This window comes from Pseudomonas sp. AN-1 (assembly GCF_034057115.1).
Classification (GTDB): Bacteria; Pseudomonadota; Gammaproteobacteria; order Pseudomonadales; family Pseudomonadaceae; genus Geopseudomonas.
On the sequence record NZ_CP139195.1, the window covers coordinates 934,890 to 955,109 of the forward strand.

At 68.9% G+C, this 20,220-nt stretch carries 16 protein-coding genes; 9 read left to right on the top strand and 7 right to left on the bottom strand.

Going from position 1 to position 20,220, the window contains the following annotated elements:
* Positions 1 to 135: 135 nt before the first annotated feature.
* The 3 genes from SK095_RS04140 to fahA all read left to right on the top strand — a co-directional run bounded on the left by SK095_RS04140 (position 136) and on the right by fahA (position 3,404).
* Positions 136 to 687, top strand: coding sequence for a VOC family protein (locus SK095_RS04140; protein ID WP_320547976.1), 552 nt, complete (start codon positions 136 to 138; stop codon positions 685 to 687).
* Positions 688 to 782: 95 nt separating this feature from the next.
* Positions 783 to 2,087 (top strand): homogentisate 1,2-dioxygenase, encoded by a 1,305-nt coding sequence (gene hmgA, locus SK095_RS04145; RefSeq protein WP_136488358.1) that lies wholly within the window; start codon positions 783 to 785, stop codon positions 2,085 to 2,087.
* Positions 2,088 to 2,090: 3 nt separating this feature from the next.
* Positions 2,091 to 3,404: a fumarylacetoacetase gene (gene fahA / locus SK095_RS04150; RefSeq protein WP_201486545.1), complete on the top strand. Its 1,314-nt coding sequence runs from the start codon at positions 2,091 to 2,093 to the stop codon at positions 3,402 to 3,404.
* 258 nt (positions 3,405 to 3,662) lie between these two features.
* On the opposite strand, the gene SK095_RS04155 is transcribed toward fahA, so the two are convergent.
* The gene (locus tag SK095_RS04155; RefSeq protein WP_320547977.1) at positions 3,663 to 4,418 is read right to left on the bottom strand and encodes an OmpP1/FadL family transporter; all 756 of its coding nucleotides are present in this window, start codon (positions 4,416 to 4,418) and stop codon (positions 3,663 to 3,665) included.
* 198 nt (positions 4,419 to 4,616) lie between these two features.
* Positions 4,617 to 5,243, bottom strand: coding sequence for an isochorismate family cysteine hydrolase YcaC (gene ycaC, locus SK095_RS04160; RefSeq protein WP_320547978.1), 627 nt, complete (start codon positions 5,241 to 5,243; stop codon positions 4,617 to 4,619).
* 290 nt (positions 5,244 to 5,533) lie between these two features.
* Here ycaC and SK095_RS04165 point away from each other — a divergent pair, with 290 nt between their 5' ends.
* Positions 5,534 to 6,229 carry an OmpA family protein gene (locus tag SK095_RS04165; protein WP_320547979.1) on the top strand — a complete coding sequence of 232 codons (696 nt, stop codon included), beginning with the start codon at positions 5,534 to 5,536 and terminating at the stop codon, positions 6,227 to 6,229.
* A gap of 274 nt (positions 6,230 to 6,503) precedes the next feature.
* Positions 6,504 to 7,691, top strand: a complete 1,188-nt coding sequence (locus SK095_RS04170) for a hypothetical protein (protein ID WP_320547980.1) — start codon at positions 6,504 to 6,506, stop codon at positions 7,689 to 7,691.
* Between the two features lie 39 nt (positions 7,692 to 7,730).
* Here SK095_RS04170 and SK095_RS04175 read toward each other — a convergent pair whose 3' ends face one another.
* Positions 7,731 to 8,186 (bottom strand): Lrp/AsnC family transcriptional regulator, encoded by a 456-nt coding sequence (locus tag SK095_RS04175; RefSeq protein ID WP_136488324.1) that lies wholly within the window; start codon positions 8,184 to 8,186, stop codon positions 7,731 to 7,733.
* A gap of 136 nt (positions 8,187 to 8,322) precedes the next feature.
* Between SK095_RS04175 and SK095_RS04180 the strand changes: the two genes are divergently transcribed.
* The 3 genes from SK095_RS04180 (at position 8,323) to SK095_RS04190 (ending at position 13,338) form a co-directional block, all read left to right on the top strand.
* Positions 8,323 to 11,928: an indolepyruvate ferredoxin oxidoreductase family protein gene (locus tag SK095_RS04180; RefSeq protein ID WP_136488325.1), complete on the top strand. Its 3,606-nt coding sequence runs from the start codon at positions 8,323 to 8,325 to the stop codon at positions 11,926 to 11,928.
* Between the two features lie 147 nt (positions 11,929 to 12,075).
* Entirely contained in the window at positions 12,076 to 12,564 is a 489-nt protein-coding gene (locus SK095_RS04185; protein ID WP_320547981.1) for a hypothetical protein, read from the top strand.
* Between the two features lie 132 nt (positions 12,565 to 12,696).
* A complete protein-coding gene (locus SK095_RS04190; RefSeq protein WP_372239856.1) occupies positions 12,697 to 13,338 on the top strand; it encodes a DUF4157 domain-containing protein in 642 nt (213 codons plus the stop codon).
* A 4-nt stretch (positions 13,339 to 13,342) separates the two neighbouring features.
* On the opposite strand, the gene SK095_RS04195 is transcribed toward SK095_RS04190, so the two are convergent.
* Both SK095_RS04195 and SK095_RS04200 read right to left on the bottom strand, forming a co-directional pair.
* Positions 13,343 to 13,837, bottom strand: coding sequence for a histidine phosphatase family protein (locus SK095_RS04195; RefSeq protein ID WP_320547982.1), 495 nt, complete (start codon positions 13,835 to 13,837; stop codon positions 13,343 to 13,345).
* A 68-nt stretch (positions 13,838 to 13,905) separates the two neighbouring features.
* The gene (locus SK095_RS04200; protein WP_136488328.1) at positions 13,906 to 15,465 is read right to left on the bottom strand and encodes a sigma-54-dependent transcriptional regulator; all 1,560 of its coding nucleotides are present in this window, start codon (positions 15,463 to 15,465) and stop codon (positions 13,906 to 13,908) included.
* A 276-nt stretch (positions 15,466 to 15,741) separates the two neighbouring features.
* On the opposite strand from SK095_RS04200, the gene SK095_RS04205 reads away from it, so the two are divergent.
* Positions 15,742 to 16,947 carry an amino acid aminotransferase gene (locus SK095_RS04205; protein ID WP_320547983.1) on the top strand — a complete coding sequence of 402 codons (1,206 nt, stop codon included), beginning with the start codon at positions 15,742 to 15,744 and terminating at the stop codon, positions 16,945 to 16,947.
* A gap of 62 nt (positions 16,948 to 17,009) precedes the next feature.
* Here the strand turns inward: SK095_RS04205 and SK095_RS04210 are convergent, their stop codons facing one another.
* Together SK095_RS04210 and SK095_RS04215 are read right to left on the bottom strand one after the other, a co-directional pair.
* Positions 17,010 to 18,395, bottom strand: coding sequence for an amino acid permease (locus SK095_RS04210; RefSeq protein WP_320547984.1), 1,386 nt, complete (start codon positions 18,393 to 18,395; stop codon positions 17,010 to 17,012).
* A 231-nt stretch (positions 18,396 to 18,626) separates the two neighbouring features.
* A complete protein-coding gene (locus tag SK095_RS04215) occupies positions 18,627 to 20,087 on the bottom strand; it encodes a sodium-dependent transporter (protein WP_136488331.1) in 1,461 nt (486 codons plus the stop codon).
* Between the last annotated feature and the right edge of the window lie 133 nt (positions 20,088 to 20,220).

Consider the following 20,220-nt stretch of genomic DNA (forward strand, 5'->3'; position numbering starts at 1 on the left):
ATTCTACGCTTGACGCTCCCCGACACGCGAGTTACGTTTTGCGTAAGTTGATTACACATAACAAAATGCGCGCACGCCATCGGCCCCCTTCCGAACCGGCAAGCCCGCAGCATCCATCGAGCAAGGGAGACCGTCATGAATCCGATCGTGCAGAAAATCCATCACGTGGCCTACCGCTGCAAGGACGCGCTGGAAACCGCCCGCTGGTACGAGCAGCACCTGGGCATGCAACTGATCCTGTCCATCGCCGAGGACGCCGTGCCGTCGACCGGCGAGGCCGATCCGTACATGCACATCTTCCTCGACGCCGGCATGGGCAACGTGCTGGCGTTCTTCGAGCTGCCGACCCAGCCGGAGATGGGCCGCGACCCCAACACCCCGGTGTGGACCCAGCACCTGGCCCTGCAGGTCGAGTCCATGGAGGTGCTGCTGGCCGCCAAGGCGCGCCTGGAGGCCGCCGGGATCAAGGTCATCGGCCCGACCGACCATGCGCTGTTCCAGTCGATCTACTTCTTCGACCCCAACGGCCACCGCCTGGAGCTGGCCGCCAACACCGGCTCGCCGAAGATGCTCGCGGCGCTGGATGAAGTGAAGTGGGCCATGCTCGAGGAGTGGGCGCAGACCAAGCGCGCGCCCAGGCACGCCGCCTGGATGCACGACGGCAGCTATAAGGAGATGTTCCAGTAAGGCTTTCGCAAACCCTGCGCTTGACGCCCAAACGGCGCCATGATTACGCTTATCAAAATAAACTTACGCAAATAACAACAAGCACCCCGATGCCTATGCACGCACAACAATCCCCCGAAGCCCTGACCTACCTGGCGGGCTTCGGCAACGAGTTCGCCAGCGAGGCGCTGCCCGGCGCCCTGCCGGTCGGTCAGAACTCGCCGCAGAAGGTGCCCTACGGCCTGTACGCCGAGCAGTTGTCCGGCACCGCCTTCACCGTGCCGCGCAGCGAGGCGCGGCGTACCTGGATGTACCGCATCCGCCCGTCCGCCGCCCACGGCCGCTTCGAGCGCCTGGAGCGGCAGATCGCCGGCAACCGCCTCGGCCCGGTCAACCCCAACCGCCTGCGCTGGAGCCCGCTGGAGATCCCGCAGGTGCCGACCGACTTCGTCGACGGCCTGGTCGCCCTGGCCGCCAACGCCCCCGCCGAATCCACCAGCGGCATCAGCGTCTACCTGTACGCCGCCAGCGCCTCGATGCAGCGGGTGTTCTTCGACGCCGACGGCGAGCTGCTGATCGTCCCCCAGGCCGGCCGCCTGCGCATCGCCACCGAGCTGGGGCTGCTCGACGTCGAGCCGCTGGAGATCGCGGTGATCCCGCGCGGCCTGAAGTTCCGCGTCGAACTGCTGGATGATTCGGCGCGCGGCTACGTCTGCGAGAACCACGGCTGCGCCCTGCGCCTGCCCGACCTCGGCCCGATCGGCAGCAACGGCCTGGCCAACCCGCGCGACTTCCTCGCCCCGGTCGCCCGCTACGAGGACAGCGACGTGGCGGTGACGCTGGTGCAGAAGTTCTGCGGCGAACTGTGGGCCACCGAACTGGACCACTCGCCGCTCGACGTGGTCGCCTGGCACGGCAACCTGGTGCCCTGCAAGTACGACCTGCGCCGCTTCAACACCATCGGCACGGTCAGCTACGACCACCCGGACCCGTCGATCTTCACCGTGCTGACCGCGCCGAGCGACACCCCCGGCAAGGCCAACGTCGACTTCGTGATCTTCCCGCCGCGCTGGATGGTGGCCGAGAGCACCTTCCGCCCGCCGTGGTTCCACCGCAACCTGATGAACGAGTTCATGGGCCTGATCCAGGGCGTCTACGACGCCAAGGCCGAGGGCTTCGTGCCCGGCGGCGCCTCGCTGCACAACTGCATGAGCGCCCACGGCCCGGACAACGCCACCACCGCCCAGGCCATCGCCGCCGAACTCAAGCCGCACAAGATCGACAACACCATGGCCTTCATGTTCGAGAGCGGCCAGGTACTGCGCCCGACCCAATACGCCCTGGAATGCCCGCAGCTGCAGAAGGACTACGATTCCTGCTGGGCCGGCATGGCCAAGACCTTCACCCCGGAGGGGAACTGATTGATGAGCAACGCAGCCAACCGCAACAGCTGGATCGCCTCGGCCAACGGCCACGCCGACTTCCCCCTGCAGAACCTGCCGCTTGGCATCTTCAGCCCGCAGGGCCAGGCGCCGCGCGGCGGCGTCGCCATCGGCGAGCGCATCCTCGACCTCAAGGTCGCCTGCGAGGCCGGGCTGTTCGAGGGCGAGGCCAAAGCCGCCGCCGAAGCCGCCAGCGGCGACTGCCTGAACGCCTTCTTCGCCCTGGGCGCCCCGGCCCGCCGCGCCCTGCGCGCCGCGCTGAGCGAACTGCTCGCCGAAGGCTCGCCGGCACAGGCGCAGATGGAGGCCCTCGGCGACGCCCTGCTGCCGGCCATGGCCGCCTGCCAGCTGCAGCTGCCGGCCAAGGTCGGCGACTACACCGACTTCTACGTCGGCATCCACCACGCCAACAACGTCGGCCGCCTGTTCCGCCCGGACAACCCGCTGCTGCCCAACTACAAGCACGTGCCGATCGGCTACCACGGCCGCGCCTCCACCGTGTGCGTCTCCGGCACTCCGGTTCGCCGCCCGCTCGGCCAGACCCTGCCGCCGGGCCAGGAAGCGCCGAGCTTCGGCCCGAGCAAGCGCCTGGACTACGAGCTGGAGCTGGGCATCTGGATCGGCCAGGGCAACGCGATGGGCGAGGCCATCGCCATCGGCGAGGCCGGCGAGCACGTCGCCGGCTTCTGCCTGCTCAACGACTGGTCGGCGCGCGACGTGCAGGCCTGGGAATACCAGCCGCTCGGCCCGTTCCTGGCCAAGAACTTCGCCTCCACGGTGTCGGCCTGGGTGGTGATGCCCGAGGCGCTGGAGCCGTTCCGCACCGCCCAGCCGCCGCGTCCGGCCGGCGATCCGCAGCCGCTGCCCTACCTGCTGGACGCCCAGGACCAGGCCCGCGGCGCCTTCGACATCGAGCTGGAAGTGCTGCTGCTCACCGCCGCCATGCGCGAGCGGGGCCTGCCCCCGCAGCGCCTGGCGCTGAGCAACACCCGCCACATGTACTGGACCGTGGCGCAGATGGTCGCCCATCACAGCGTCGGCGGCTGCAAGCTGCAGCCCGGCGACCTGTTCGGCTCCGGCACCCTGTCCGGCCCGGAGCCCAGCCAGTTCGGCAGCCTGCTGGAGAGCACCTTCGGCGGCAAGCAGCCGCTCACGCTCGCCAGCGGCGAGACCCGCACCTTCCTCGAGGACGGCGACGAGGTGATCCTGCGTGCCCGCTGCCGCCGCGAGGGCCAGCCCTCGATCGGCTTCGGCGAATGCCGCGGCGTGCTGCTGCCGGCGCGCAGCGGCGCCTGACCCACCGCGGCTGGCCATCCGGAGGAGAATCCTGCGCGTTTTTCCTCTGCGCGCCCTGCCGGGCATCCGCCCGCGTCCAGCCGCTCCATCTCCAAGGCGGAGGGATTTCAGTCCTGCCCTTCGCCCTTCGCGTGGCCCTCGCGGCCACGCTTTTTTATTCGCCCCCCCTGCCCCCGGCAATGAGCCGCCCCGCCAGCGGAGCCCGACACCAGGCCAGCCGGTGGCGCGCATCCCGCTGTCGCCACCGTGCAGGAAGCTTCAGTAACGCCAGGTCACGGACCAGGTCAGGGTATGGAAGTAGGCATTGGCAAACTCGTCGGAGATGCCGAAACGCCCGGTTCTTTCCGCGCCGCCCTGGATCCCCGGCATGTCGCCCACCCGGGTGAAGGCATAGTTGAAGTTGAGTTCGGTGTTCCGGTCGTAGGCATAGCTGAGACCCGACGCCAGGCGCCAGGTGGGCGCCATGGAGGCGGAGAAGGCCCGGCTGCCGTCGGTCAGCGCAGAGGTCTCGTAGCCCACCCCTGCCTGCAGAAGCAGTTTCGGGCTGGGCCGGTACTGGGTGCCGATCGCCAGGTGCCAGGTGTCGCGGTAGTTGCGCCTGGCCGCAACGGCGCTCGCGGTGGCGGCATCCCACTCGACACCGGTTCGGCTGTACGCCGACCAGTCCTGCCAGCCGGCGCTGATCTGCACGACCCACTGCTCGCCCAGGGCCTGGTGCAGGCTGAGGGTCGCCGCCTGCGGCAGGTTCATGTCGGGCATCGGGGCGCTGCTCAGGCCGCGCGCATCCAGCAGGCTCGCTCGAGCCAGCGGCGGGTTGCCGGCACCCTGCTCGCCCGCCACCGGGAAGCTGTAGAACAGGCCGATGCGGGTGTCCTCGCGCAGCTGGTAGACCAGGCCGAGGTCGTCAGCGGCGGACGAGGGGGAGGACACGATGCTCCCGGCATTGGCCACGCCGGGGGTGGTCAGGCAGAGCAGGCTGCCTAACAGGGCCATGGGGTATCGCGGAGTGTACATGGTGGCTTACCTGCGCAGCGTCTCTGCTCGCAAGCCCTGCGCTTGCGCTGCGAAGCGGCAGGGCAACTACAGGGTGGTAAAGCACCTTATCTACTCTAGGCGAAGACCTGCGCAGGCACCGACTCCGCGCGCCCCGGCCGACAAAATACCGCCGGTCGACCCGGCCGCACACCCCTCCCCGGAGCGAAGCGGCCCGAACTACTTGCCCGCGGTGAAGGCCGCATGGCTGTTGATCAGGTTGCGGTAGTCCGGAATGTGGCTGGAAAACAGCGCCGCCAGTCCCTCGACGTCGTTGCGCCAGTCGCGATGCAGCTCGCAGGCCACGCCGAACCAGGTCATCAGCTGCGCCCCGGCTGCCGCCATGCGCTGCCAGGCCGCCTGTCGGGTCACCTCGTTGAAGGTACCGGAGGCATCGGCGACCACGAACACCTCGAAGCCCTCGGCGAGGGCCGACAGTGCCGGGAAGGCCACGCACACCTCGGTCACCACCCCGGCGAGGATCAGTTGCCGGCGGCCGGTCGCCTTGACCGCCCTGACGAAGTCCTCGTTGTCCCAGGCATTGATCTGGCCCGGCCGGGCGATGTAGGGCGCGTCGGGGAACTGCGCCTTCAGCTCCGGCACCAGCGGGCCGTTGGGACCGCTCTCGAAGCTGGTGGTGAGGATGGTCGGCAGCTTGAAGTAGGCGGCCAGATCGGCCAGCGCCAGCACGTTGTTCTTGAAACGGTCCGGGTCGTGGTCGCGGACCAGCGACAACAGGCCGGTCTGGTGATCCACCAGCAGGACGGCGGCCTGCCTGCTGTCGAGACGCGTGTAGGGAGTGCTCATGATGACCTCCTGGCGAGGGCGGGATTGCAGGGGCTCGGTCGCATCGGCCCCGGTCGGCCGGTGGCACCGGCATAGGCGAACAAACACTCACGTTAGGTCAGGATCCGCGCGGCATGGCCCCCCGGGCACGGCCATTCGTCAGAAGGTCCGCCGCGGCCTGCGCCATCCGCGGCGCCGGGCGGCTCGTCATTTTGACAACCCCACATCCGGTGCAAGACTTGCTGCATTGCTCAGCCCGTTACGGCCGGCAAGACAAGTAGTACCTCCCGTTCCATCGAGGAGAACTGGCAATGCATATCGCAAGAACAGCTGTACCCCTGGTACTGGCCAGCAGCCTGCTCACAGGTTGTGCCGGGCTGGTCCAGAGCGACTGGCCGCCCTGTGCGGCCGTCGGCGGTGTCACCGGCGCGGCACTGGGTGCCATCGAAAGCGCGGAATGGGCAGCCGGCGGCCTGGGCATCGGCGCCCTCACCGGCGCGGCCTACTGCTGGGTCCGCGGCGACGCCGACGGCGATGGCGTGGTGAACAAGGAAGACAAGTGCCCCGACACGCCGAAGGGCACCCCGGTGGACGCCACCGGCTGCCCGCAACCGGTCGCCGCCGCTCCCGCTCCTGCGCCGGAACCGATGCCCGCCGCCCCGGTACGTGTGGAGCTGGACGTCAAGTTCGACTTCAACAAGTCCGAGGTCAAGGAAGGCAGCAAGGTCGACATCAAGGCAGTGGCCGACTTCATGCGCGAGTATCCGCAGACCACCACCACCGTCGAAGGCCATACCGACTCGGTCGGCCCCGACGCCTACAACCAGCGGCTGTCCGAGCGGCGCGCCAACGCCGTGCGCGACGTGCTGGTCAACGAGTACGGCGTGGCGGCCGACCGCGTCGACGCTGTCGGCTACGGCGAAAGCCGCCCGGTGGCCGACAACGCCACTCCGGAAGGACGGGCTATCAACCGCCGAGTGGAGGCGGAGGTAGAGGCCCGGCAATAGACCCTCGCCGATCTCCCGGGGGGTGGCCGCAACGCCCCCCGGCTACCGCCTTGCCGCCGGCCACGGCCGCCTTCGCCGCCCGCCCCGACCGTTCACCCCGACCGTTCGCCGGAGAATGCTCCGCCGCAGTGCTGCGTCACCTAGACTTGAGGAACGGTCGCGGACGCGCAGGACGTTCCGCTGGCGAGGCTGGCAAATCTGCGAAGGCTCCGCATGCAGTTTGCGAGGAGGGAAAGCGCAGCCCCTTGTGGTCTGCGGAGCAGGCAGTTCGTGCATGAACAGCCCTGCGAACCCGGTTGCGAGAGTTCCGCTGACGAGCGGGCAGGCGCCGGCGAATCGGTTCATGGCCCCGGCGACCCCGCTGCTGTGCGCACTGATCGTCGTCCTGCTGACGGCGCTGAGCGGCTGCGCCACTCGCGAGCCGCCACCCCCTCCCCCGCCTGCGGTGGTAGTTCCGCAAAGCACCTGGATGCAGATCGACGGCGACATCGCGGCCGCGTCGCTGGACGCCCGGGCGCAGTCCTCGGATTACGCCCGCGACGTCATGCAGCGCTGGCGGGAGCGCATCTACCAGCGCACCGACGAAGCGTTCATTCCCTGGTTTTCCGGCTACTGGACCCGCCAATGGCTGTCCATGAAGGTGACCTGGTACAAGCTGAACGCCGGGGGAGAAAGGGACCCGACGGTCGAGCGTCTGGCTGCCTATCTGCAGGAGCAATACCACGACCGCGTGCTGGCCCCCGTCGCCCGGGAGATCAACCCCGACTGGATCACGGGACAGACGGTGCAACTCTACATCCGCCTGCTCCGCGAACACCTGCAGGGCATGCCGCCACGCTACGGCGTTCCCCTGGACCAGTTCGACGGCCACCTCCAGGAGATTCCCGCCATCGCGCTGGCACCGCCCCCCGCCCACAACGCGTCGCTCTACCAGCTTGCCCGCGCCGAACCCATCGACGGCCAGCCGGCCTATGCGGCCCTGGTCGCTCGCCTGCACAGCACGCCCGGACGCTCCGGCGACTGGACGACCGATGCCGGCATATCCTCCGTGGCGCGGCAAACCAGTGAAACGCTGGTGACCGAACTCACCACCCGGAGTGTCGCAGGCGCCATCTCGGCAGCGGTCGGACGGGTGGCAGGCATGCTGATTTCCTTGGGCACGACGGGCTTCACCGCCATGCTGCGCGAAAAACAGCGTCCGGAAATGGAGAACCAGCTGCGCCAGAACCTGCACGCCACCTTCGACGAGGAATGGCTCGATCTGCTGCACAACCCCGAGACCGGTGTGCTGGCCGGGGTCAACCACATCTCCGGACAGATCGAGAGCAGCCTCGCCGAGCGCGCCATGCAGCCGCTCCAGGATGAAGAGCCGGCAGCGCAGGCCGCGCCCGAACTGGAGGTGCAACCTCTGCAGCCACAACCCGAAGAGGGAAACGAGGACGCCACGTATCGGCTGTGGTAGCACGCGCCGCGCACCGATCCGGCCGCAGCGGCCTGCCCCTCACAACGGCAGGCTCACCTCGTCCTTCACCTCGCGCAGCACCACGCTGGTGTGCACGCTGGCCACCCCGGGCAGGCGGAAGATGCGCTGCTGCAGCACCTCGTCGTAGGCCTTGATGTCGCTGGTGACCACCTTGATCAGGTAGTCAGCCTTGCCGGTGGTGGCGTAGCAGGCGACGATCTCCGGGGTCGCGGCCACCGCCGCCTCGAACTCGGCGGTCACGTCACCGGCGTGGCGGCTCAGCGCCACCTCGGCGAACACGCAGTTCTGCAGGCCGACCTTCTCGCGATCCACCAGCACCGTGTAGCGGCGGATCACCCCCTCCTCCTCCAGCTCCTTGATGCGCCGCCAGCAGGGCGTGGTCGACAGGCCGACCCGCTCGGCGAGCTGCTGCATGGTCTGCCGGGCATCGCGCTGCAACTCGCGGAGCAGCTGGCGGGCGAACTTGTCGAGCATGGTATTCTCCTTTTGCCGATATGGCGATTCATTTTTTCTCGAATCTACCGCCATGCAGGGAAAAAGAGAAACAAAAAACCGCCTGCGCTGGGGAACACTATTCGCCACAGAACAACACCCTCGCAGGACAACAACAATGACCCATGCGACCGAGCGCGCCAGCACCGTGCAGCTGCGCAGCGACTACCGCCTGAGCGACAGCCTCGAAGCCACCAGCGGCCAGATCTTCCTCACCGGCACCCAGGCCCTGGTCCGTCTGCCGCTGATGCAGCGCGCCCTCGACCGCGCGCGCGGCCTCAACAGCGCCGGCTTCATCAGCGGCTACCGCGGCTCGCCGCTGGGCATGGTCGACCAGGCGCTGTGGAAGGCCAAGCGCCTGCTGGCCGACAACCAGATCGAATTCCTCCCCGCGATCAACGAAGAACTGGGCGGCACCGCGGTGCTCGGCACCCAGCAGGTCGAGTCCGATCCCGCGCGCACCGTCGACGGCGTGTTCGCCTACTGGTACGGCAAGGGTCCGGGCGTCGACCGCGCCGGCGATGCCCTCAAGCACGGCCACGCCTACGGCTCCTCGCCCAACGGCGGCGTGCTGATCGTCGCCGGCGACGACCACGGCTGCGTGTCCTCCTCCATGCCGCACCAGAGCGACCTGGCCTTCCAGGCCTGGAGCGTGCCGACCGTTTCCCCGGCGACCATCGCCGAATACCTGGAGTTCGGCCTGTACGGCTGGGCGCTGTCGCGCTTCTCCGGCGCCTGGGTCGGCTTCACCGCGCTGTCCGAGGTGGTGGAAAGCGGCTCGACCGTCGACCTGGACCGCATCCAGACCCGCTTCGACGCTCCGGTGGACTACACCCCGCCGGCCGGCGGCCTGCACTATCGCTGGCCGGACCTGCCCTCGCTGCAGCTCGAAGCCCGCCAGGCCGACAAGCTCGACGCGGTGCGCGCCTTCGCCAAGGCCAACAGCATCGACAAGACCATCGTCGCCTGCGAGCAGGCGCGCTTCGGCATCGTCACCTGCGGCAAGGCGCACCTCGACTTCCTCGAGTGCCTGCGCCGCCTCGACATCGGCCTCGACGACCTGGCTCGCGCCGGCATCCGCGTCTACAAGATCGGCCTGTCCTTCCCCATCGAGCCGAACCGCGCGCTGGACTTCGTCAAGGGTCTGGAAGAGGTGCTGGTGATCGAGGAGAAGGCGCCGGTGATCGAGCGCCAGCTGCGCGAGCTGCTCTACAACCAGCCGAGCGAGCTGCGCCCGCGCCTGCTCGGCAAGCAGGATGCCGCCGGCAAGCCGCTGCTCTCCGCGCTCGGCGAACTGCGCCCGTCGCGCATCATGCCGGTGCTGGCCGACTGGCTGGCGCGGCAGACCACCGGCCTCGACCGCCGCCACCTGGTTCGCGACTTCACCGCGCCGTCGCAGCTGAGCAACCTGGCCGACGCCGTGCGCCGCTCGCCGTACTTCTGCTCCGGCTGCCCGCACAACAGCTCGACCAAGGTGCCGGAAGGCTCGCGCGCGCTGGCCGGCATCGGCTGCCACTTCATGGCCAACTGGATGGACCGCGAAACCAGCGGCCTGATCCAGATGGGCGGCGAAGGTGTCGACTGGGCCGCGCACTCGCGCTTCACCCAGGTGCCGCACGTGTTCCAGAACCTCGGCGACGGCACCTACTACCACTCCGGCTACCTGGCGATCCGCCAGTCGATCGCCGCCAAGGCCAACATCACCTACAAGATCCTGTTCAACGACGCGGTGGCCATGACCGGCGGCCAGCCGGTGGACGGCACCATCACCGTCGACGCCATCGCCCAGCAGGTCACTGCCGAGGGTGCGCGCAAGGTGGTGGTGCTCAGCGACGACATCGCCAAGTACGACAGCCAGCGCGACCGTTTCCCGGCCAGCACGGCCTTCCACCCGCGCGAGGATCTCGACAAGGTGCAGCGCGAGCTGCGCGAGACCTCCGGCGTCACCGTGCTGATCTACGAGCAGACCTGCGCCGCCGAGAAGCGCCGCCGCCGCAAGAAGGGCGAATTCCCCGACCCGGACCGCCGCCTGTTCATCAACCAGGCGGTCTGCGAAGGCTGCGGCGACTGCGGCGTGGCCTCCAACTGCCTGTCGCTGGTGCCGCTGGAAACCGAGCTGGGCCGCAAGCGCCAGCTCGACCAGTCGTCGTGCAACAAGGACTACTCCTGCGTCAACGGCTTCTGCCCGAGCTTCGTCTCGGTCAAGGGCGGCCGCGTGCGCAAGGGCGTCGGCGCCCTGCAGGGCGAGGCCGGCCAGCGCGCCCTGGCCGAACTGCTGAACAACCTGCCGCGCCCGGCGGCCCACGTCTGGAACGCGCCCTACGACCTCTTGGTCACCGGCGTCGGCGGCACCGGCGTGGTCACCGTCGGCGCGCTGATCAGCATGGCCGCCCACCTCGAATTCAAGTCGGCCAGCGTGCTCGACTTCATGGGCTTCGCCCAGAAGGGCGGCGCCGTGCTGTCCTTCGTGCGCCTGGCCGACGTGCCGGAGCGCCTCAACCAGGTGCGCATCGACACCCAGCAGGCCGACGCCCTGCTCGCCTGCGACCTGGTGGTGGCCGCCTCCAGCGATGCCCTGCAGAGCGTCAAGCACGGCCGCACCAAGGTGATCGCCAACCGCCACGTGCTGCCCACCGCCGAGTTCGTGCAGAACCCGGACGCCAACCTGCAGACCGAAGGGCTACTGGAGAAGATCCGCCACGCCGTCGGCGCAGCCGGCCTGGAGCTGTGCGACGCACAGAGCCTGGCCCAGCGCGCCCTGGGCGACAGCATCGGCGCCAACATCCTGCTGATGGGCTACGCCTGGCAGGCCGGGCTGATCCCGCTGAGCCTGGAGTCGCTGCAGCGCGCCATCGAGCTGAACGGCGTCGCCGTGCCGATGAACCTGGCCGCCTTCGGCCTCGGCCGTCTCGCCCGCGCCAACCCGCAGGGCCTGCGCCAGCTGCTCAGCCGCAGCGCCGAGGTGGAGGAGTTCCGCCTGATCGAGGACTTCGACGAGCTGGTCGCCCACCGCGTGCTGCTGCTCACCGACTACCAGAACGCCGCCTACGCCCGCCGCTTCCGCGCGCTGGTCGACGAAGTGGCGAGCGCCGAACGCGCCCTGCTCGGCAAGGACGCCAAGCTGCGCCTGAGCCCGGCGGTGGCGCGCGGCTACGCCAAGCTGATGGCCTACAAGGACGAGTACGAGGTGGCCCGCCTGTACAGCGACCCGGCGTTTCGCCAGCAGCTGGAAGCGCAGTTCGAGGGCGACTTCCGCCTGGAGTTCCACATGGCCCCGCCGCTGCTGTCGCGCCCGGGCGCGGACGGCCGCGCCCGCAAGATCACTATCGGTCCGTGGCTTGCCAAGGTCTTCCCGCTGCTGGCCAAGGCCAAGGGCCTGCGCGGCAGCGCGCTGGACCTGTTCGGCAAGACCGAGGAGCGGCGCATGGAGCGCCGGCTGATCGAGGAGTACGCCGCGCGCATCCGCGAGCTGCTGCCGCAGCTGAGCCAGGACAACCTCGACGCCGCCGTGCGCATCGCCGCGCTGGCCGAGGAGATCCGCGGCTACGGCCACGTCAAGCTGGCCAGCGTCGAGCGCGTCAGGGCTCGCGAGGCGCAGCTGCTGCACGCCTTCGCCCCGCAGCGCTACGCCAAGCCGCAGGCTCCCAAAGCGACGGCGGTCGAGGCGATGCCGGTGCAGGTGGTGCACATCCAGCCGGCGAGGGCCGAACAGAATCCCGCTTGAGGCAAAGTGGTCCGGGCACATTCTTTGTCGGCGGTGCCCGGTTTGCCGCCCGTACCGCAAGGTACGGGCGGTTTTTTTTGCTTCCCGGGAAAGCTTCCCGCTGTCTGGCCATACTTGGCCTGGCGCCAACGGACATGAGGCACGCCGATGACACCGCTGACCACGCTCCCCCGCCTGACGTTGCTCGCCCTGCTGCTTGGCGCAGCCTCGTGCAACGTCCAGCAGCCCGTGCAGGTCATCGACCCGTCCTCGGCGTGCGAGCGGCTGAGAACCTCCTATCCAAGCGCACACGGGCTGGTGCTGTTTGCCGCCGATGCACCGCGCGCACGCTCGATCCCCTGGTGCTTTCCCGGCACACGCGGCTTCGGGGTGATCGGCTACAACATCAACATTCCCGTTCAGCGTGCCGGCATGCTCGACATCGCCCTGTCCGAGATCCGGCCGCCCGTGCGCTTCGCCGCGGTGAGCATCGATGTCAGCTGCGCGGGCGACAGCACCGGCAAGCGCTTCGTGCGGCTGGGCTTCGGCACGCAGTGGTCCCTGCCCGTCGAGCCCGGCGACTACTGCATCAGCCTGATCACCGAGGAGAAGACCGTGCAGGACGTCTGGTTCACGCTGACGGTGACACGTCCGTAGCCGCCAGCACCTGTCCTGCGGACATGCGGCCGCAACCAACCTGCGTCGCCACGGTCAAACCGCTCGTAGCACAATGGGCGCAGCGCTGGCCAAAGCCACGCCGCCGACCGCGACCATCCTCGAGAGTGTCCCTTGCCTGCCGTCCTCCTGCGCCACCTGCTCATCCCCACCCTGCTCCTGACAGCCGGCAGCGCCTCTGCCGGGCTGGCATGCCCGGCCGGGCAACACGAGCTCTGCGTGCTGACCTGCTTCTGCGCTCCCGGCAGCAAGGAGGACATGGGCGAGCTCTACGACGGCGTCGGCCAGATGGCCGCCGCGGGGCTGGAAACCTGGCTGGTGGAGTCGCGCAACACCGCGGCCGCCGGCAACGTGCAGCCGATCCCGCTGCACATCCGCGCCCAGCTGGAACCCTACTTCGACATGCAGGTGCTGGAGATCGCCCGCTACAAGGTCGGCGACGACACCGAGTTCAACGCGGCCAACACCATGCTGCAGAACCCCGACGTGGAAGCGGTGACCCTGATCGACATCATCGTGTTCCGCAGCGCGAAGGACGCCCAGGACAACGTCGCGCTCTGGGCGCACGAGCTCAAGCACGTCGAGCAGTACCTGCAATGGGGCGTGGCCGAGTTCGCCCGGCGCTATACCCGCGACTACGACGCCGTCGAGGCGCCGGGCTACGAGATGCAGCGCAAGGTGGCGCAGGCGCTGCGCGCCAGCACGGCTCCCGCCAGGCCGGCAGCGCCATCGCCGGCACCGGCCGGCAAGCCCTGAGCCCCTATTCCCTGCCCTTCTTCGGATAGTCGAGCCGCACCTTCGCCAGCTTGCAGTGGCCGACGTCCAGCCATGTATCGGTATCGAAGCGCAGTTCGGCGACCGCGCAGGTCGGCAGCCGGGCGATCTCTTCGGCCAGGCGCCGGGCCAGTTCGGCCAGCTCGGGGTTATGGCCGACCAGCATCACCCGCTTGCAGCCGTCGTCAAGGCCGTGGATGACGGCGAGCAGATCGTCGGCCGGGCAGGCATACAGCTGCTCCTCCAGGCGGATGTCGCCGCGCCGATAGCCGAGCGCCCTGGCCATGGCCTCGGCCGTGGTCCGCGCGCGCAGCGCGGGGCTGGAAAGGATCAGGTCGGGCAGCACCTCGCGCCTGGCCAGGCGCCGGGCCATCTTCGCCAGGTCGCGCCAGCCGCGCTCGGCCAACGGACGTTCGTGGTCCGCCAGGCTGGGGTCGTCCCAGCTCGACTTGGCATGACGCACCAGGAACAGCGTCTTCATGGCTTTCCCCCACCTCGACCGGCCTCGACTCAAGCTAGCCCAGCGCCGGCGACCTGCAAGGGCCAGGCTCAGCTCTTATCCGCACCTATGCCGTACTGGCGCAGCTTGTTGGCGATGGTGGTGTGCGACACGCCGAGGCGCTTGCCGAGCTGGCGGCTGCTCGGATGGTCGCGGTACAGGCTTTCCAGCACGGCCTTCTCGAAGCGCCCGACGATGTCGTCGAGGCCGCCGTCCAGGCTGAAGGCGCCCAGCGGCTGCGGCGCGTCGTAGTCGGGCAGGCGGATGTGCTCGGGCTTGATCAGCTTGCCGTCGGACAGCGACACCGCCTGGAACAGCACGTTCTCCAGCTGGCGCACGTTGCCCGGCCAGTGGTAGTGGCGCAGGCGCTCCAGCGCGCGCGGGGCGAGCTGCGGCAGCGGACAGCCGATCTGCCGGCTGGCCTGGTCGATGAAGTGCGCGGCCAGCGCATCGAGGCCGTCCAGGCACTCGCGCAGCGGCGGGATGAGCAGCGACAGCACGTTGAGGCGGTGGTAGAGGTCGCTGCGGAACTCGCCGCGCGCGCACAGCGCCGAGAGATCCTGCTGGGTCGAGCAGATCACCCGCACGTCCAGGTAGACCTCCTCGTCGCTGCCGACCCGGCGGAAGCCGCCGTCCTGCAGGAAGCGCAGCAGCTTGCCCTGCAGGCGCGGGCTCATCTCGCCGACGCCGTCGAGGAACAGGGTGCCGCCGGCGGTCAGCTCCAGCAGGCCCAGCTTGCCCTCGGGGCGGGCGCCCTCGAAGGCGCCCGGGCCGTAGCCGAACAGCTCGGTCTCGGCCATCGACTCGGGCAGGCCGGCGCAGTTGAGCGCCATGAACGGCGCCTTGCCGCGCGGGCTGGCCAGGTGGCAGGCGCGCGCCAGCAGCTCCTTGCCGGTGCCGGTCTCGCCCTCGATCAACAGCGGCGCGTCCAGCGGCGCCATGCGCCGCGCCTCGCGCACCACCGCGGCGAGCACCCTGGAACTCTGGAAGATGCTGTCGAAGCCGCGCAGCTCCTGGCGGCGCACGTTGTAGATGTGCTCGCCGATGCGGTCGGCGCGCTGCAGGGTCAGCACCGCACCGGCCAGCGCCTCGCTGTCCTCGCCCTCGGCCTGCAGCGGGGCGATGTCGGCGAGGAACACGTCGCCCCTGACCTTGACGCGCAGGCCGTTGATCCGCGCCTTGTTGGCGCGCACCAGCGCCGGCAGGTCGAAGTCCTCGGCGTAGCGCGCCAGGGCGATGCCCGGCACCTCGTCGACGCGCACGCCGAGCAACTGGGCGGCGGCGCGGTTGGCGGCGACGATCTGCCCGGCCATGTCCACCGACAGCACCGGGAACTCGAGGGCGCCGAGCAGCGCATTGAGTTCCAGGTTGCGCCGCTCGCTGGGCATCAGGCCGACCCGCTGGATGCCGAACACCCCGGGAATGGCCTCGAGCTTGGGACGCAGGGACTGGAACTGCAGGTTGATCAGGTTGGGACAGAGCAGGTAGATGGCGTTGCCCTGCTCGCCGCCCACCTCGCCGCGGGCGACGTTGACGCCGTAGTCGACCAGCAGGTCGAGGATGTCGCGCAGGATGCCTACGCGGTTCTGACAGTGAACCTTGAGACGCATGGGAAAGCCCGGGTTGTGCTTGTTGTCGGGACGGGGAGCGCCTGGCGGCGCATTCTTGCGTCAAGAATATGTGACAATCCGGACGGATGAAAGCCCCCGCAGGCCGCTGCCGGCGGGACATCGGCGGCGATTCGTAACGACGAAATTACAGATACACCACTGCCACGCCCGGCGCCTGCCCCGGCCCCGGCTGCGCATGCCCGCTCCTTGCGGTATCCATGGCGCCGACAACGCCAAGAAGAGGCCGCACCGCCGGCCCACTGCAGAGGAACATCCATGAGTCACTTCCAGTCCGTCGCCCGCGTGCCCGGTGATCCGATCCTCGGCCTGATGGAGGCCTTCCGCGCCGATCCCAGCCCGGCCAAGCTCGACCTCGGTGTCGGCGTGTACAAGGACGCCCAGGGCCGCACGCCGATCATGGCGGCGGTCAAGCTGGCCGAGCAGCGCCTGCTGTCCAGCGAGACCACCAAGGGCTACACCAGCGGCCACGGCGACGCCGAGTTCGGCGAGCTGCTGCTGCGCCTGGTGCTCGGCCAGGACTCTCCGCTGCTGGCCGGTCAACGCGGCGGCCAGCGCGCCGGCACCACCCAGACCCCGGGCGGCACCGGCGCCCTGCGCCTGACCGCGGACTTCCTCTACCACTGCCTGCCGGGGCGCGGCATCTGGCTGAGCGATCCGACCTGGCCGATCCACGAGACCATCTTCGCCGAGGCCGGCCTGGCGGTGCACCACTATCCCTACGTCGGCGCCGACAACCGCCTCGACGTCGAAGGGATGCTGGCGGCCCTGGAGCAGGTGCCGAGCGGCGACGTGGTGCTGCTGCACGCCTGCTGCCACAACCCCACCGGCTTCGACCTGTCGCGCGACGACTGGTATCGGGTGCTCGACGTGGTGCGCCGCCGCGAGCTGCTGCCGCTGATCGACTTCGCCTACCAGGGCTTCGGCGACGGCCTGCAGGAGGACGCCTGGGCGGTGCGCCTGTTCGCCGCCGAGCTGCCGGAACTCTTGATCACCAGCTCCTGCTCGAAGAACTTCGGCCTGTACCGCGAGCGCACCGGCGCGCTGATCGTCTGCGCCGCCGATCACGACAAGCTGCTCGACGTGCGCAGCCAGCTGGCCTCGCTGGCCCGCAACCTGTGGTCGACCCCGCCGGCCCACGGCGCCGCGGTGGTCGCCGCGATCCTCGGCGACGCCAAGCTGCGCGCCGAGTGGCAGACCGAGCTGGAGAGCATGCGCAAGCGCGTGCTGCGCCTGCGCCTGGGCCTGGTCGAGGCCCTGCAGCCGTTCGGCCTGGCCGAGCGCTTCGCCCACATCGCCGTGCAGCGCGGCATGTTCTCCTACACCGGCCTCAGCCCCGAGCAGGTGCGCCGCCTGCGCGAGGAGTCCAGCGTGTACATGGTCGGCAGCGGCCGCGCCAACGTCGCCGGCCTCGACGAGCAGCGCCTGGGCGAGCTTGCCGCGGCCATCGCCAAAGTCTGCTGAACGAAGGCTGCTGAAAACGAACGGGGCGCCGATTGGCGCCCCGTTTCTGTTTACCCTCCCCCTCAGCGGCGCGCCAGCGCCAGCTTCAGGCGATAGCCGCCCCAGATCAGCAGCAGCCACACCGGGATCGCATAGACCGACAGGTTGATCCCCGGGATCTGCAGCATCACCCCCAGGATCAGCAGCACGAAGGCCAGGCACAGGTAGTTGGCGAACGGATACCAGAACGCCGGGAAGCCCAGCTGCACGCCTTCGCGCACCTTGCTGGCGCGGAACTTGAGGTGCGAGTAGCTGATCATCGCCCAATTGATCACCAGCGCCGCCACCACCAGCGACATCAGGATCTCCAGCGCGCCCTTGGGCAGCAGGTAGTTGACCAGCACGCACAGCAGGGTGATCAGCGCCGACACGGCGATGGCCAGCACCGGCACGCCGCGCCTGTTGAGGCGCATGAACACCCGCGGGGCATCGCCCTGCTCGGCCAGGCCGTAGAGCATCCGGCTGTTGCAGTAGACGCCGCTGTTGTACACCGACAGCGCCGCGGTCAGCACCACGAAGTTGAGGATGTTCGCCGCCGCATCGCTGCCGATCAGCGCGAAGATCTTCACGAACGGGCTGCTGCTGTAGGGATCGCCGGCGGCGCTGAGGGTCTGCAGCAGCGCATCCCAGGGATACAGGCAGAGCAGCACGGTCAGCGCGCCGACGTAGAAGATCAGGATGCGGTAGACCACCTGGTTGATCGCCTTGGGAATCACCTTGCGCGGCTCGGCCGCCTCGGCGGCGGTGATGCCGACCAGCTCCAGGCCGCCGAAGGAGAACATGATGAAGGCCAGCGCCATCACCAGGCCGCCGACGCCGTTGGGGAAGAAGCCGCCGTGGGCCCACAGGTTGCTGACCGCGGCCTGCTCGCCGCCGGCGCCGCTCAGCAGCAGGTACAGGCCGAGGACGATCATGCCGATGATCGCCACCACCTTGATGATGGCGAACCAGAACTCGGCCTCGCCGAACATTTTCACGTTGGTCAGGTTGATCGCGTTGATCAGCACGAAGAACGCCGCCGCCGTGGCCCAGGTCGGCACCTCCGGCCACCAGAACTGGATGTACTTGCCCACCGCGGTCAGTTCGGCCATGCCCACCAGGATGTACAGCACCCAGTAGTTCCAGCCGGAGAGGAAGCCGGCGTAGCCGCCCCAGTACTTGTGGGCGAAGTGGCTGAACGAGCCGGCCACCGGCTCCTCGACGATCATCTCGCCGAGCTGGCGCATGATCAGGAAGGCGATGAAACCGGCGATGGCATAGCCGAGGATCATCGACGGCCCGGCGGTCTGCAGGACCCCGGCCGAACCGAGGAACAGGCCGGTGCCGATGGCGCCGCCCAGGGCGATCAGCTGGATGTGGCGGTTTTTCAGACTGCGCTGCAGCTCGCCCGAATGCGGGTGGGTGTCCATGGTCTGGCGTCCCTCAGGATGGAGATCGGCGCCGCAACGGCCTCGTGGGCCGACGCGCCGGAGTGATTCACGTCGGGTGAACGGGTTGCCTGCGCCTGCCGGCTACAAGCATGGTCGAGCGCGGCCGTTTTGCCATGGCCGGCGCAAGGGGCGCGCAGTATAGCGGCGCCCCGGAAATGACAGAACCCGGCGCGAGGCCGGGTTCCGGGGTTACCACGAAGGGGCGCAGGCTCAGCGCGCGGCGAGCTCCAGGCGCACGCGCGGCACGAACGCCTCGCCGAGCACGGCCAGGGCACCGATGGCGCCGGCGATCCAGTACCAGCGCTCCAGCGGGTCGAAGCCCAGCCAGCCGAGGGCGTGCAGGAACACCATGACGATCATCACCGGGCTGACGTAGCGCACCATGAACAGCCACAGGGCGTAGCCGGCATTGGGCAGCTGCAGCTCGTCGCGCATGATGTCGCTGCGCAGGCAGTAGCCGGCAAGGATCACCATCAGGATGCCGCCCAGGGGCATCATCCAGCGCGAGGTCACGTAGTCCAGGCCGTCGAACAGGGTGGTGCCGAACAGCTTCCACTCGGCGCCGACGTTGAACGACAGCATGGCCAGCAGGCTGATCACCAGCAGCACCACGCCCGAGCCGATGGCGGCGCGACCGCGGCTGATGCCGTGCTTCTCGTTGAGGTAGGCGACCACCGCCTCGATCATCGAGATGGCCGAGGTCAGCGCGGCGACCGAGACCATGGCGAAGAACAGCACGCCGAACACGGTGCCCAGCGGCATCTGCTGGAAGGCCAGCGGCAGGCTCATGAAGATCAGGCCGGGACCGGCGCTCGGGCTCATGCCGTTGGCGAAGATCACCGGGAAGATCGCCAGGCCGGCGAGCAGCGCCACGCAGGTGTCGGCGATGGCGACGACGATGGAGGTGCGGGTGATGGACTGGCCATCCGGCAGGTAGGAGCCGTAGGTCAGGATCGCGCCGGAAGCCAGGCTGAGGGTGAAGAAGGCGTGGCCCAAGGCGGCCAGCAGCGCTTCGCCGGTGATCTTCGAGGCGTCGAAGGTGAACAGGAAGTCGAAGCCCTGGCTGAAGCTGCCGCTGGTCCAGGAGTAGCCGACCAGCACCAGCAGCATCACCGCCAGGCCCGGCATCATCCAGCGGAAGGCCTTCTCGACGCCGGCCTGCACGCCCTTGCCGACGATCCAGATGGTCAGCAGGGACACCACGATGCTCCAGCCGCCCAGCTGCCAGGGATTGGCGTTGTGCGCCTCGAACACGCCGGCCAGCGCATCGACGCTGGTGGCGGCCAGGGAGCCGTCGACCATCTTCCACGTGTAGGCGAAGGCCCAGCCGGCCACCACCACGTAGAAGCAGAGGATCATGAAGCCGCAGAGCATGGCCATGCCGCCGACCGCCTTCCACAGCGGATGGCTGCCGTTCTCGCGGGCCACGCGGGCGATGGCATCGATGGGACTGCCGCGACCACGGCGGCCGAGGGCGATCTCGGTCATCATCACCGGGATGCCGATGGCGAGGATGCACGCCAGGTACATCAGCACGAAGGCGCCACCGCCGTATTCGCCGGTGATGTAGGGGAATTTCCAGATGTTGCCCAGGCCTACGGCCGAGCCGGTTGCAGCGAGGATGAAGCCCCAGCGGGATTGCCAGAGGTTCTTCGGTTTTTCACGGGACATGCGTCACCTGCTTGTTTTTATCGTGACGAGAAATCACCCGCCACGCTTGTGGTGTGGCGGCATTGGCAAGGCGGATACACCTTAGGTATCGAGGATCGGGATGGATCGGACTGCACCTCCGCTCAGGCACAAG